Here is a 15782-nt window from a genome sequence, read left to right as displayed (position 1 = left end):
TTTTGGTATTGAGACTTAATTTTTATGCCTTGTTATTCCACTTTTCATACATTTCTTGCAACTTCCGAGTTTCTTGCATCCAGTGAGCTTTTTCACTATCACGCCTTGGATCTCCCACGGGGTACCCATAAGGATCGTCGGGTTTAATTCCCAAATACTCTAAGGATTTCATCGCGATTTCCCTAAAAACAGGAGCTGTTGCGACACCTCCACGTGAATTTTTACCAATGCCAGGAATATAACAGCATTCGGGTTCTTCGATTGTGACAAGTAACACAAAAGCGGGATTATCTATAGGAGTAAAGCCAACAAATGTAGCAACGTTTTGAGTTTTTGAATATACTCCATTGACAACTTTTTCGGCTGTGCTTGTCTTGCCAACTTCGGTGTAGCCCCAAATATCCCCTTTTTGACCTGATCCACCGGGCTTTGTCACGTATTTCATCGCTTTTACCACTTCATCTACAATCGGTTTTGAAAGCATTTTAGGGAATTTTTGTGTTCTTGAAGGAGTTGTATGGTCAAGAACGAGTGTTTCTGTCCCATCAGGATTTTTTTTGACAATTTTCCTGATCAATGTGGGTTCTACTAGGTAACCCCCGTTTGCAAGCATAGCATAAGCTCGTGCAATCTGAATACTATTTAGCTGAATATTATGTCCTATGGCTAAAGAAAAGGGGGTTGGTGTAGACCATTCTAAAGCGCCATTTGGATGCTTTTTACCAATTCGAGGAAGTAGTCCCGGACTTTCTGAAGGAAGTTCAAGATTTGTTTTTTGTCCAAACTTGAAAGTTTCTGACAAAACATTTCGGTACCACTCATTTCCTAGACGATTGATCACACGTTCGACAATTCTCGCCATGTAAATGTTTGTCGATTTTTGCAAGGCCATATACATGTTGAGATAATTGTGAAAGCTTAAATCTTTTAAATCTTTAGATCTTCCTGGAAAGCGTCCATTTGCTGTGGGAATCATTTCTTCTGGATCAAAGATGGGGGCTAAACGCATATCACGCATCCGATCATTTGCCATTAAAGCTGTGGCAAGCGTAAAAGGTTTCATGACAGATCCAGGTTCATTTGCATCTGTGAGAGCTTTTATTTTCGTGTGTTCAGTTAAATTAGGATCGTTGAAGTATTTTTGGTAGTCAGGAGGATAAAAAAAAGGGTATTGAGCTAAAGCTAAAATTTCTCCTGTACGAGGTTCCATAATAACAGCCCAACCAGCTTTGCCTTTACATTTTTTTACCCCTTTAGAAAGCTCTTCTTCTGCTATGGCTTGAAGACAATGGTTGATTGTCAAGTAAACATCCGCTCCATTCTCTGGTGGAGTGATCACTTCCCCTGTTTCAAAAGAATGTCGAGGAGAACGCATGAGAAGTCTTTTTCCTTGTTTCCCTTGCAAAAAAGCATTGAATTTAAGTTCAAGTCCGCCAGTCGGTAACGCCTGTTTGGTCGCATCATCTTTTTGATTTTGGATTGTATGTAAAACTTGCCCTAGTAGCTTTCCAAAAGGATAAGATCTTTGGTAATCGGAGATAAAAAAAAGAGCATTGCGCGCAATTTTATGTTGCTTTGCATAACTCAGCCACCATTTCGAGAGCAAATCCTGATCTTCAGCGTTTAACCACATCGCCAATTTGCGATTACGGCTTTTTATGTCGAATTGACTTCGTAAAGCATTTCTTTCTGAAGAAGGCAGAGTTAAATTTTCCAGTAAATAGTGTGCAATGGGATCCCGATGTGCTTCAGGAATCGATAAAGGATCGATATGGAGATGAAATTTTTGAATGTCGACAACAAATTTTTGAGCAGGTTCAGCATGCCCGCGGGCTATCGAAGTGTTCGAAATAAAACTTCCTCTAAGAAAAGGCTCATCGATCGTAAAAAAGTGTTGCTTTTTAGCTTCTTGTGTCCACTTTTCACCTTGAATGATTTGAATGTTGTAGAATTGGACAATCAATAAGGCGAAGAGGCTAAAAATAAAGAGCGCTAAAATGATTAAACGTTTGCGATCTGTTAAAGAAATTTTTTGGGTTGTCTGATTTTTCATTTTTAAATCAAATTTTGGCTGAAATAAATTCCTGAGAGGTTGTTGTTGATTGCATTCTAATCGAACTGCATATTTATGGCATACCTTGAACTCATCTATTTACGTTATTTACTTCTTGAAATTTACTGATGATTATTTTTTACCTGTTTTTATTGTAAAGAGATGTTTTAATTTTTAAATTTTAATTTAAAAAAGCTTTTCTTTATTGAATCTTTACACAAAATTTGTAATTTGCGCGCCTTATTGAAATGAGGGTTTTATGGTATTTTCTGTTCATAGTTTTTCGGCAAATCAATCGTCTTTTATCCCAAGCTCTTTTTCCGCTGAGTTAAAAGAAAAATTGGAAGAAAATTTCGCTTCGATGGAGAAACCTATCACTCCGGAAAAAATAGAAAAATTATCATGGTTAACAGAAGCCACTAAGTACCCTCTTTCAACGACTTTCCAAATCTCTTTATTTGCACTTGAATCGGGGGATCCATTTATTAAAAACTCTTCTCTTGAAGGGCAGATAAAAACTGTGACATTAACCCGTTTCATTGATTGCTTGCAACGTGTGGGTTTCACTAAATATAATCTGGCGGACTTGAAGTTATATGAAGATTGTCTATTTTGGGCTTATCGCATACAGGGTCTCCTTACAGGAGAAAATTTTTCTGACAAGATTTCTGAGCTATCTGATGACCTTGTACAGCGTGTTTCGGGTATGGGGATTGGAGCGCGCCTACTTTTGCCAGGGGGATGGACAAATGGTGTAGAAAGTGGCCACACTCTTTTATATCTTATCCAAAAAAATAAAAACTCTTATTCTTTTTCCGTTTATAATACAGGGATGGGGCTCGGATATCATGAAGGAATTATTGAAAATCATATTCGAAAAGCAGATATAGAGCTAAAAGTAGAGAAAATCCATTCGAATCAAATCTGTCAGCGTGAATTCTTCCAAGCACTTATCGAATTGCAAAGTCTACCTGTCTTTGATCATTCATTAAAATTTTCAGATCGGTCTCTCTATGAAGGACCAATAGCCTATTTAAAAGGAAAACGTGTTTCATCTTCTATTTCGAACATGCCAGAGCTTATGCGCAAGCCACAGCATTCTGGTTCTTGTGCCATGGAAGTTTTATTTGGATCCTTGCGTTCCATGTTTATGGATCACGTGAAAACATATCCGGAAAAAATGGATGCGCTAAATGCTTATAGAAAAGTCAAGTTTGCTTATCGAAAACAATCCCTTGTGGATGCGTGTTTACATTTTTTTGATCCTACAACAACTTGGACACGCACCTCTCATAAGTTGATTTCTGAAGTGAGCAGCAAATTAGCGCGGGATACTTTAAAAATGCGAGCGGATAATCTGTTGACTGAGGAGGAATTTGAAGCTTACGCTTGTACGGCAATTGACATTAAACAGCGTCTCGCTGAAAAAAAACAGCGGCATCTCTCAACTAAAAAAACAAGCGCTTTACTTTCCTTTGAACTGAAGGAACATGCAATTTTGGTAAAAGCGGATTTGTCGCAGCCATTGGGAATTAAAAAATCTCTTGAACCAATCCTCAAAAATCATCTAAATGGACTTCTGCCCATCATTCCATTTGAAACATTTGGGACTATAGCTCCTGAAAATATTCTTGAATTCCTAAAAGATGGAAAAAAACAGATCGAGGCATTTGCGACAGTTACGACAAATTCCTATCAAGTTATTGAAAGTGTCTCAAGATTTCTATATGCCCTTCCTTTACCAGGCGATGCGATAGGCAGGAAATTTTGGGATGAAGTTCCGGATGTACAAATCACGACGTGCTTAGAATTGCTTTTTGATATTTCAGCAAAGTATTTTACTAAACCAGAACTTTTTTTGCCTCGCACAATTATTGGAAGTCACATCTCTCTAGCTATTGGAGAATACCTGGCTCGACGACAACACGAAAATCATTTGACAGGCTATCCATTAGATTCTGCAGGATTCATCGCTTTTGCGCAATCACCTCATTTTACGTTTGAAGACCCTTGTGATCAGCAAAAATTGCAAGACGTTTTGTCCACATTAGCTCCATCATATGTGGATGTGACAAAAAATGTCCCCGTTGGGGTATTGAATTCCATTAATAAAGAGTCTATTTTTTCTTTAATTCCTGGTCCTAACTGGACGATAAAAACAGACGAAGAAACTCCCGAAATAAAATACTATCGTGCTTTAATGTATACGCCTAGCATTTCTCAGGAGCTTGATCGAAGAGGAATAGGTTCGTATGAAAAACGTCTCACCGCATTTTTTCAGGAGAAAGTAAGTGACCAAAACTTAATCCCTTCAAGTGTTCTTTATCTTAGACAGCTTTCTTACTTTGCAACGGGTTTACTACAGAATCAAGTAAGAATGACAGGAGAATGTGTTTTTAAAAATGATTTTTTTTTTGGAAAGAATGTCATTGTTTTGGGCCTAAAAAATCTCTCTAATCAGTCTTCTGTTTCTTTTCGTTCCCCGTTAAATTTTGAGACACAAAGTAAAGACTATATTTTAAAGTTCTTTTCACAAAATAAAAAAATAAAAAAAAGCTTTACTCATCATTTTATGGGCCTAGAGCAAAACCAGTTTATGCGAGACATTCAGAATGAGGAAGTGCGTGATCGGTATATTTCTAGCGCTGTTTTGCAGGATGAAGTGGTTAGAGCTTTGGCTTATTACCAAGAAAGACCCGAGGCACTTCTAGAAGATGTTAATGAACAAGAAATATTAAAGCGCCATATTTTAAAGCCTAGAACATTATTAATGCAGCTTTATAATGAGCCTACAGTTGCTCTAAAGTTGTTATCCTTTATTAATAACCGTCTAGTTTTCTTTCAAAATAACGGCAAAAAAAATCCAGCTTTGTTTTTTTGCAGACTCGGAAATATTTGTAATCGTTATATTCAACATGTTCAAAATAAACATCCAGAAAGATTTCTGGGTATGGAAAAAGAATTAGAGGAAGTATGGCTTGATTATCACAAAAGAGTGACTGAAACCATTCTTCCAAAATGTCAGACTCCTGAAGAAGTGGAAGCAGTCTGCCAAACTTTAAAAAGCATGCACATTGGAAGAGATGTGCAGTCATTGAACAATGAAGAACTCTTAGAGATCGCTCAAGATTATTTTAGAGCGGAAATTTACACGATTTCTGCAGACACAGATTCATCAAGTGTTAGCAAAACCGATCAGTTTTATACGACAGTATTACCTAAAATTCAACATCTGTTAGATGAAGATATCACTTTTCGTCATGCACTTCTTAATGCTGTTCTAAGTCAGATTAAAGGGGAGAAAATTCAGCTAATATGGGAAGGACATTTCCCCCATTTTAAATCCGATCCGTTTTGGATTGATTTGGCCTCCAAAAAAATTTACGAATCAGGAGTCCCTTTTTCCCCTCTATCAAGGGATATGATAGAGCACCCCTTATTTACCAAAATTTTTCCTCAGATTCCTAAAGTTAAAAGTTCTTTTCCAGGGGGATGTGTTGTTATTGATAAAAATGGAGAATCAAAAATTGGATTAGATCAAAATGGAAACTTATTTGTCGAACGAATGATTGACGGCATTGCATATGCGATGGTTAAAGAAGTCCCTGTTCAATTTACACAAGCAATTTCTTATGATCTTTTCCAACATGATCCCATCATTTGGCAACATAATGGCTTGAGAAATGCGCATTATTTGATTCAATCTCTAAAATCTTCAAAGAATGCTCAAAAAGACTTTAGAATCTATTATCAATCATCAATATTCTCTGATTATAGCTTATTGGTTTCGGATGAAATGCATCCGCCCTTTAAATATATTCTTGTTGATCCATGGCATGAGAAAGGGCTTAGTCTATTAGAAGCATTCGAAAACAGAAAACACATCGCCTGCTGGGCTGAAACACAAGATACTTCTTATGTAAAAAAGATTGAAATGCCGCGCATGGGTTTGCATTTCAATGTGGTTAAAGGTTCCAATGGAAATCGAAAAGCTTTTTGTCGTGAAGTTCCCGGATATTATTTAGCAGAAGATCAAAAAGGTGAATTTGGTACAAAATGGCCCAAATATTTGGTATTAGAAAATGCTTTTGGACAAAAAAAAGTTTTAATGCCGAAAAATCCACTCGTCGCAAATGAAAAAGATGACTTACCTTTTGACGTAGAGCTTCTTTCACAGGGAGAAAATACAGCTCAAGTTATTATCTATGATGATGAAGTCATAGAAGGAGAGCGACGATTAAAACCCTCTTCTGTAGAAGATTCTCTGTATCTGGTCTACCTATATTTCTCGCAAAAAGATTATAAAAAAGCGTTTTATTATTTAAAAAAATCATATTCATTAGGTCCTTTTTCAAAATCTGAGCGGGCAATCATTTTGAATATGATTAATAAATTTTTTGATGAAGGTCATCCTTCTGCGGTTGTTCTCGGATTAAAAGCTGTTTTGTTGTTCAAAGAAAATCAACTAAAATATGTTTCTCTAAAGTCTCAAGCTTTAGAAGAAGATTTTGATGAAGCAACTTGGAAAAAGATTACGTCTAAATATGTTGAGTATATTCAAAATTTAAATAATGCAACACGAGGCAGGTTGTCATCTGAAGAAGAGAAGTCTCTTTTGCGTTTTTTTATTTCAAAAGAGTTTCATGGTGATCCACAGATCGGATCGCGTATAAACATTTTGATGAATCGAAAGACTTTTCCTCATAAATTATCTTCCAAACCATATAAAAAGTCTTTCGAAAAAGCAACGACTGTTAATTGTGTAGATGCCGGTAGATTTTTTGATCTTTTTTTATCAAGTAGCACTAGCACAACGTCAACAAATTTGATGGATTTAAAAGCAAAAAACCTCCGTTCTGCTTATCGCCTATATTACAACTGGGCGCGTCACGGTTCAAAACAAGAAAAAAAACATTTAGAACGTATTTTAGCTCTTCTTAAAGGTTCCAGATTTTATGTGGAAGGAAATCCATTTGAGATTGGAACGATTTTGATTTTAAAAGAGGTTTTAAAACGCCCGCGTAACTTTCCATCTGTTGAAGAAATTAATCAGGTTAATCGTATTTCTAATGTAGACGAAAAAGTGAGTGCAAAAATAAAGCTTTTTCAAACGCGTATTTTAAAAAATATCAAAAAAAAATCTTCGATCGCTGGTTTTTTCAAAAATATTTATCGAGACTTGTTTAGCCTTAAGCAAAATAGGAATCTTGAGGATGTAGAAGATTTATTGGTGCAGATGCCGACCGAATCTGAAAAAAAAGCTTCTTCATCTGTCGTTTTGAATACGCATTTAAAGGCTTTGGATAAAGAAGACGATCACTTTTTTGATCACATTTTGAAAACATATATGGTTGTTAAAGATATCAAAGTTTCCCCTCCTGTTGAATTTTCAGAGATTGATAATGAGGATCCTTTATCGCAAGCTTATCTGAATAGATTAAAAAAAGGAATGGAGCAATTTTATGAAATAAGCCCCAAGACATCTCGACGTTATCATTTTCATTCGACTGCAAACATAATGATGTTGGAAGATGAGTTGCAAGCAGGGCTTGAAAAATCCATGGATAATTTACAAATTCTTGAACAAGAGATTCTTTCGCTCATTAACGTTCCTATGGAGTTTCAAGGTTCTCTTAAGCAAGCTGGCAAACTTACTCCCGCCTTAAATTTATCGCAAGCAGTCGAACTTTTTGAGCAAGGCAACCAAGAGGCATATAAGGAAAAAACACACTTGAGAGATGATCAGGTTGCCGAATTCGAAAAACTGATGACTCAATATCTTGTGGTTTCAACACGCCGAGAACAAGCTCTTCGTATATTAAAAGATGTTATAGTCTTACAAAAAATACCCGATGATGGAGATGAAAGGAATACGCTAATTCAAAAGATAGGAAATGAAATAGCGAGTAGAAGGCATTATTCCGAGGTCTCTCAAGGGCATTTAGCGCGAACTTTTCTTCTTTTTGAGCATCGCAATAAGATACTTTTACGAAAAAAACAGATCGATTTTTTAGAGAAAATTTTTAAGCATCCATATCCTATGCAATTGATTACACAATTGGGGACAGGATCGGGAAAATCTAAAGTATTAGCCCCCTTCTTGGAATGGCTTGTGCACCAGCATTCTCGATTAGTATTCAATTTGTGGCCGAGCGCTTTATATCAAGTTAATAAAAATGACATGAAATCGCAGGTAAGGGAAACGTTTAACCAAATATCCGATGCTTATGAATTTGAGAGAGCGGCTTCCACAGATCTATACCATCTCATTTTTGCAAGAAGAGAGCTGAAAAAAGCACGTCAAGAAAAGAGGCAATTAAATGCGACACCTGAAAGCTTACAATGTACCGAATTAAAATTTCTTGAAACCCTTTATATAGCCTCTCTTCACAATCCTAAAATATTTAGTGGGAAAATTTTCGCTCTGCAAAATATATTAAAAGAATTTTTGAGTTCTGAAGCCCACTGCGATGAAGAGCATGTGACCCTTTCTGCTAAAAAAGAAGTTAATTTTACGATAGGGGATCCTTTCACAGAACCGCTCGAAAATATTCTATTTTTAGAGGAAATCTTTCGTTTTATTGCAAGCGATCCTGAGATTATTCAAAAGATGAATGTAAAAGAGAATTTGCAGCATCTCGTTTCGGAAGAGGTGATTAAGCAAGAAGTTACTCCTCGCATTGCTCAACACATGGGAGAATATCTAAAACTAGAATCCCATTTACACGCAGAGTTTTGTGAGTACGTTTTAGGTCAATCAACAGCAATCCCGAAATGGATTCTCACTCACCCGAGAAAGCAAGAAATTGGTTTGTTAAAAGGGGAATTAACGGCCTTGCTTCCCAGTATGCTTTCGAATAAAATTGTCAATGTGCATTACGGTCTTTCTCATCTAGTAAATGGTCCAGAATATGCTAAACCCTATGAAGCAAGTGACTCTCCCATTGAAACGGCAGACTATGACAATATTCATGAAACCTTAAATAAAACCTATCTCACGTATTTGAACAAACGGTTATCCACTGAAAGCTTATGGAAATTGGTTAATCATTTACAATCTTCTGCTTTGGCAGAATCCAAAATACGATTAATGGATGTCAAAAAAACAGCTGCGTGTTTATTTTTTGAAAAGTGTTTTCCACAAGGGATGAAAGAGTTATTTCTGCTAGAAAAAAGCGATATTAAAGAATGGGCAAATGCAATCAATCAGAATGATGATGTGATTTTCCATTATGTAAAAGTATTCGTAGCTCCTTCCATCAAGAAATATGCCTTAAAATTAAAAAGTGATTCTCAAAATCTTCGATCCCAGCTAGGGAGTTTACTCGCCATGTCTGCGACACCTGGGAATCCGAGCATGTATGGTCTATCCACAAAATATCAAGGGGACCTTGGAAGTGATGAGCGGGTATTAGATGTTCTTTCTAAAAAATGTGCAGATCCTAGCTGTATGCATATTTTAACAGGACAAACTTCAGCAGAAAATTTGGAGAGCTTATTTGAAAAAATTCTCCCTGGAAAAACTGACTTCCGGATGCTTATCGATATTGGAGCTTTGTTTAAAGATATTGGAGGAGAAACAGGCTCAGGAAGTTTGGTGATTGCTAAAAGATTACTCGCTCATTTAAACAAAAATAATTCAGAAATTCGAGGTGTCGTTTTTTTTCATGAAGATCAATTAAAGGTTTTAGAAGTTGGGAGGAATAAGCTAATCCCATTAGAGCAAAGTCAGCTGACACCCCATCAACGTTTTACTTTTTGTGATCAAAAGCACATGTTTGGTGCTGATGTCAAACAATTTTCAAGGGCTAAGGGGATTGCGACGTTTTCAAAGCATACGACTAAAGATGATCTATTGCAAGGAGTCGGTCGTTTGCGTGAGCTTTTAGAAGAGCAAACTGTGGAATGGGCGACAACAGAAGATATTTATAATGTCATTGCTAAACCAGAAGAAATTTTCACTTATCAAAAACTACTTAGTTTAGCGATTAGGAATCAGGCTGAACAGGAGGCAGATGATCTCTACCGTTCCATAAAACAACAAATGCGCAATGACATTCGATCCATTTTAATGCGAAAACTGATTCATGCAAAATCAGAAAAGGATGCAATTGCTTTATTTAAAGATTTCTCTCCCATTCTGATTGAAAAGGTAGAATTGGATGCATTTAAAATTTATGGAGGACTTCTTGAAAGAAGGACAGATGCCGAAGATCTAATTATTTATCGTAATCAGCTTCTCACTCAGCTAAAACAGCTTAAGCTTTTAAAAAAATCTGAGAAAAAAGCGATTCAGCAACAGCTTTTAACCTACGATCTTGCGATCAAAGAAAGAGAATGCCAGCTTTCGGCACAGAAAAAGCAGCATTTTGTAGAAATTGGTGTGGAGGCGGAAATTCAACAAAATGTGGAAACGAATGTAGAGATTAATCGAGAAACTCACAACAATGATGATGAATACTTGCAATTGCATTCCGCTAATAAATGGCGCAGATCTTTGAATCTTTACACTGAAAATTGGATAAAGCCATCATCGACAATTCTTTTCCGTATTAAAAAAATTGTGGCAAGTGTCATTATGTTTCCCCCAGTATTTTTCAGTTTTATAAACAATATAGCAAAGAAAATTGAGAAAAAAATTCACATGAATGTGGATATTCCAATTTATCTAGCGACTCTGCCTATTTCGATTCCTCTGATCATTTTTACTGCTGGGGGTCTTTTGGTTTACGCAGGGCTAAGCTTAATTGGAAGAATTGCCTATTTAAATTCTAGTTGTTTATTATTTTCTGCTGATGCTGTGATTAAAAATGCATCGGATCGCAAAATATCCTCTGCACATGCATTCTTCAAAAATTCCCCATACGCAAAATTAATCATGACGAATAATTTTGTGACGTTAAAGCCCAAAGATCCTTTTAAGTTTCCGATGCAACCTTTAGGAAAAGAACAAAGATCCTTATACGAAGTTTTAGTTGTAGAGGATGAACTTCCTAATGGCGCGAAACAATTCTCTGTTATTATGGGAGATCAATCAACAGATGGCGTTTTTTGGCGAAAAAAATTACTTGAAGATAGAGAAAAAACTTCGGTAGAAGATGCCCAAAAGCGCAAACGTAGAATTTGTTTATATGACTTGCATATGGGAATTGTTCAAAATGGAAAGATTCCCTTTGATGAAAAGGAATTAAAAAACAACCCACATTTTCTGGAATTAATTGTTAAAGCTAAACTTTACAATGCTGAATCGTCTTTTAATGATCAGGAAGAAGCTGTATTGATTCGGTTATTTTCAGACAACAAGATAAAGAAAAAAATAAGGGCTTTTTTTGAAAGAGCATTAATTTGGCATCATGCTAAGCAGTCCAAATTTTATAACAGTTTTATGCATGCTTTGCTGAAGAAGTAAATTATGAGATTTGGCTTTTTTCGGGAGCACTCGTTTTAAAAGTATGGACAGTTTTATTCAAGCTTTTCGCCGCTTGGTAGAGCTGCTCGATTTCTTGGTGCAATTGATGCGCTGAATTTGTAATTTGATGTGTCTCATCACTGAGGGCTGAAATCGAGAACTCAATTTGGGCAACTCCTTCTTCTTGTATTTTCATACCAGAATGAGCAGCTTCAAAACTTGTAATCTGTTTTTGAGTGTGGGCAATGAGGTCTTTCAGCTCGTTGTTAATTTTTGTTGTATGCAAATCTTGAAATTCTATCGATTTAGCAAAGCTTTCGACACTTAACACGGATTTTGAGACTGCTGGAAATAAGTCGGTCACCCGCTTTTCAATATCAAGAGTCACATAAGCTGTTTGATCTGCTAGTTCTCGAATTTTGCTGGCTACAACAGAAAATCCTGCTCCTTGCTTACCACTTTTATTCGAAATAAGAGTGGCATTCAGAGATAGTAGATTAGCCTGATCCACGATTTTAATAATGGTGCTGATCACTTCTTGAACATTCTCAATTTTTTCCTGTAATGAGGAGAGGGTATTGACAATATTCGAAGATCCTTCACGCATGTTCTGCATGATTGATTCCATTTCCTCTAAACTTTTTTGTCCGATGTCGGCTAAATTAAATGTGATTGTGGATGCTTGCTTGACTTCTTGAAGTGTAGAAGCAAATTCTCTCACATTATAAGCAATTTTTTTTGCTTGATTTTCTATTTGAAAGATTACAAGTTCTTGAGCTTGTATATTAGATTCAAGTTGTTTAGCTGTTTTTAAAATGGCTAAACTCGTTTGAAATACGCTTTTGGTGATGGTTCCCACTTGCACCATAGTGTGAGAATAAAAATCAGCCATTTTGTTAAATTCATGCGACAAGTGTGCGACTTCATCATGAGTGGTAATTTTTACACGAGCCCATAAATTGCCTTTTGCCAATTCCTGAGCAGCTTTTTCAAGTTCAGAAAGAGGAAGTCGTATCACACGGGTGATATAAAAAAGCAAAACTAATAATGTTCCTATGATCACAGAAACTGTAGCGATCAATTCCCGTTTTTTAAAAGTCTGCAATTGGATTTCAAGCAAATGCTTTAATTGTTCAGTACCTTCCATACTCAAATCATAGATGGCATTGAGAAACTCGTTTACTTCTCCGTAAAAGGCTTCTGGTTGTTGATCTTTAAGGGTGAGTTGTTCGTTCAACATGGAAACAAACTGATCAGCTTCAAATTTAAAAATTTCGATTCTAGAACCCATTTGAGATCTTTGAAGAGATTCATTTAAATAAGGGTTATCTTGTGCAGCACGATAAATACTAAAAATGGTTGCGTCGTTACTTTTTTGCAATCTTTCCAAAAGAACTCTTAAATCAGTTTGAGAAGAAAGTTTATTTATTTTGTTGAATATAATTTGAAATTGAAGGAGCTGCGTTTCTGGTAAATGGATCATAATGGCTTCAATAAAACGATGAGTGCCGACATCGAAATTTAGAATTAAATGTGTTGCCCTCCTATTTTCAGTAATCATTAGACGGACAATGTTGAGCAATTGATTTCCGAGAAGTTGTTTTTGCTTAACATCCATTTCTGGATTTTTAAAGGTTTGCCAGTTTTTTTGAAATTCAGAAAAAGTGTTTAAGAAGTTTTCATTTTCTGATTTTTCCTGAGTAAGCGGGAGTAATAATCGATTTAGATTTTTTAAATGTGCATCTATTTCTTGATCACGGACGGAAGATTTAAGATTTCTAAGTAATAAATTCTCTTCTTGCATAAGTTCATAGAAGATGGAAGAGAGTTCGCGATGGATTTCTGTGCCTTGAATTTGTAGTTGAATAATTTGTATAAATTGATTTTGCGAAAATTTAAGCATACAGGCTAACAAAATCGCTGATGCAGCTGCAAAAAATACGATAAAATTTATTTTGCTAGAGTAGCTAAATTTTGAAATGATCTGATTTAAATATTGGTAAAGAGATTGCATCATACCGGATTAGAGGGGGTGAAATTTTTTACTAAAGGTTCTAAACTGGCGGCAGATTCTTTTAATGTAGAAATCGTTTTGCTCAACTCCTGGATTGCAAATGAATTCTTTTTTGATGTTGCATTCATATCTATAATAGACTGCATAATTTGTTCTGCATCTTTAGCTTGCTCTTCCATGACTTTTGTGACGTTTAAAAATTGAGCCGTTTGACTTGATACTTGTTCCGTTATATGGGTTAGCTGTTGGCTCACGAGAGATAATCGATTTCCACTTTCATAAATTCCTTTTAGATAGATATCGACGTTTTGTACTGAAAGCACAACGTTTTGTGAAGCATCTGAAATAATATCTTGAATTTCATTTGTGGAAGTGAGCGATTTTGCGGCAAATAATTCGATGTTTTTCGTAATTTCTTTAAAAATTTTTATTTTAGGATTGGATTCAATTGCTGCATTCAAAGATAGCAAATGTGTTTGATCGGAGAGATGGATCATAAAACCAATCAAGTCCTTAACGCGTGTTACTTTCTCATCAACGTTTTGAAGCTGATTTACAATATCTACAGGAACTCGTGCAAGCTCGGACATTTCACTTTGTGCTTGCGAAAGAGAAGATCTGACATTACCAGCCAAATCAAACTGTGCTGATAATGCGGTAAACTCGGTCATCTTATTGACAATCGAACGGGCATTTCCAGCAATCTGCCTAGCAATCGTTTCAATTCTCTGTGTTCCTTCTTCTTGGTGAATCAAAGAAACGGCTTGTTGTTTAACTGTATGATCAATTTCAAATGAGGAGTCTTGGACGAGGTGACAAAGGGCGTTTAATTTATCAATAAATGTTTTCATTTTTTTAGAAATTAGAACTAAAGCTCGTCCGATTTGACCAAACTCGTCGTTGTTTTTAAAATCCGTGCGCACAGAAAAGTTACCTTTACTCAGTTCTTGTATAAGCGAAAGAAGCGACAGGATATGGCCAGTCAAGATTCTAAATAAGATGGCAAAAATAATGATGAAAGAAGAAAGCGTCACAAGAAGAATTGTTAAAAATTTTTGTAAGAAAAATTTCCATTTTTGCGTATTGAGTATCTCTTGAGATATTTCAATGAGCAATTGACGTGTTTGCTCGTTTGCGTTTAAAGCTTCAAGAATTAAATTTGATAAATTTAATGTTGTAAAAGCTGGAGAAGCCCGGGAGGTTTTTTCTTGTTCTAGAAACTGAATGGCTTCATGCAGAGCGTGGTTATAATTTTTCAGGCTATCTTTAAAAAGATTGTATTGAACAGGAGAAATCGTGGGTTCGAGTGTTTGCAAGGCCGCCAAAAAAAGGGCGTTCATGTTGGCAATGTTCGATTTTATTAAACCGACATTGAGAAGAAGGCTTGCTTGATCTGCTATTTCTCTTTTGATAAAAATTTTTGAGAGGATGACTTGAGCCTCAGGAAAAACACTCAAAGAGAGAAAAGTCAATTCTTGTAAAATGAGCTGAGGGTTTAATAATAGTTCGTATGAGTATCCGAGTTTTTGTAATTCCCTTTGAAGCTGTTTGATCATGGCATCATGAGCTTCTATGATTTCATGTTCATTTTTGTGATGAGCTTTCAGGAATGTTGCCCATTTGGTAAGGATCATATTCACTGCTATTTTTTGCGAAAGAGCGGTAGAAAACCCTGTACGAAAAGGGGATTGTGCATATGGGGGCGGCATATCTAGGCTGAGTTGCTCAAGCCTTTTTAATTCTTGATAAATTTCGTCTTCTAGTCTTTCTAAGCTTTCCGTCTGTTTAATTTTTAGCTGTATTTGCGCAATTTCGATAATCTCGTGCCTTAGAATTTTATTTAATAAGGATCCCAGGACTTGCTGAAGTTGATTTCCTTCTATTTTGGTTTTATTGCGTTGCAAAAGAAAATTCTGTGTTTCAAGCAACCAATAGGTTGGAAATGGGATAACAACAAAAAAGATGAGGGCAAACAAAATAAATCTTTGTCGATAGGTGAACTTTCCTTGGAATCGATTAAAAGCTTTTGTTAAATGACGAAACATACTTGCATCTAGAAAATGTTAAGGAATAGGATATGATTTATTCTTTAACTTTAACTGAGACTTTCGTCAATATGAATATTTAACAAGCTTAACAATAAGACAAAAGTTATGGATGTTAGGGGATGATAAGATTGGTTTTAATCAAGGTCTCTTGCTGTAGACTGAGTTTAGTATCACATGTGATTCATTTTAATTTGGGTATGAATTCAGAAGAAGTTCATATAATTTGATCATGTGAAATTTTTGTTTAATTTGTGCGGT

The 15782-nt window shown here is 35.9% G+C and carries 4 protein-coding genes; 1 reads left to right on the top strand and 3 read right to left on the bottom strand.

Annotated elements, in window-relative coordinates; translation table 11 throughout:
• Window positions 1-22: 22 nt before the first annotated feature.
• Entirely contained in the window at window positions 23-2053 is a 2031-nt protein-coding gene (locus AOM43_RS05265; protein ID WP_013925287.1) for a peptidoglycan D,D-transpeptidase FtsI family protein, read from the bottom strand.
• 259 nt (window positions 2054-2312) lie between these two features.
• On the opposite strand from AOM43_RS05265, the gene AOM43_RS05260 reads away from it, so the two are divergent.
• Complete coding sequence (locus tag AOM43_RS05260; RefSeq protein ID WP_059359320.1) at window positions 2313-11462, top strand: DUF3638 domain-containing protein; 9150 nt, start codon at window positions 2313-2315, stop codon at window positions 11460-11462.
• Window position 11463: 1 nt separating this feature from the next.
• On the opposite strand, the gene AOM43_RS05255 is transcribed toward AOM43_RS05260, so the two are convergent.
• Both AOM43_RS05255 and AOM43_RS05250 read right to left on the bottom strand, forming a co-directional pair.
• Complete coding sequence (locus AOM43_RS05255; protein WP_226987408.1) at window positions 11464-13365, bottom strand: methyl-accepting chemotaxis protein; 1902 nt, start codon at window positions 13363-13365, stop codon at window positions 11464-11466.
• 110 nt (window positions 13366-13475) lie between these two features.
• Window positions 13476-15521 (bottom strand): methyl-accepting chemotaxis protein, encoded by a 2046-nt coding sequence (locus tag AOM43_RS05250; RefSeq protein ID WP_059359316.1) that lies wholly within the window; start codon window positions 15519-15521, stop codon window positions 13476-13478.
• Between the last annotated feature and the right edge of the window lie 261 nt (window positions 15522-15782).

Source organism: Parachlamydia acanthamoebae, from assembly GCF_000875975.1.
Taxonomy (GTDB): Bacteria; Chlamydiota; Chlamydiia; order Chlamydiales; family Parachlamydiaceae; genus Parachlamydia; species Parachlamydia acanthamoebae.
Note: the sequence above shows the minus strand (reverse complement) of the source record. Positions and strands in the feature narration are given on the sequence as shown.

Coding starts and splice junctions, on each gene's coding strand:
- AOM43_RS05265 (WP_013925287.1), bottom strand. CDS start 2,053: ATGAAAAATCAGACAACCCAAAAAATTTCTTTAACAGATCGCAAACGT.
- AOM43_RS05260 (WP_059359320.1), top strand. CDS start 2,313: ATGGTATTTTCTGTTCATAGTTTTTCGGCAAATCAATCGTCTTTTATC.
- AOM43_RS05255 (WP_226987408.1), bottom strand. CDS start 13,365: ATGCTTAAATTTTCGCAAAATCAATTTATACAAATTATTCAACTACAA.
- AOM43_RS05250 (WP_059359316.1), bottom strand. CDS start 15,521: ATGTTTCGTCATTTAACAAAAGCTTTTAATCGATTCCAAGGAAAGTTC.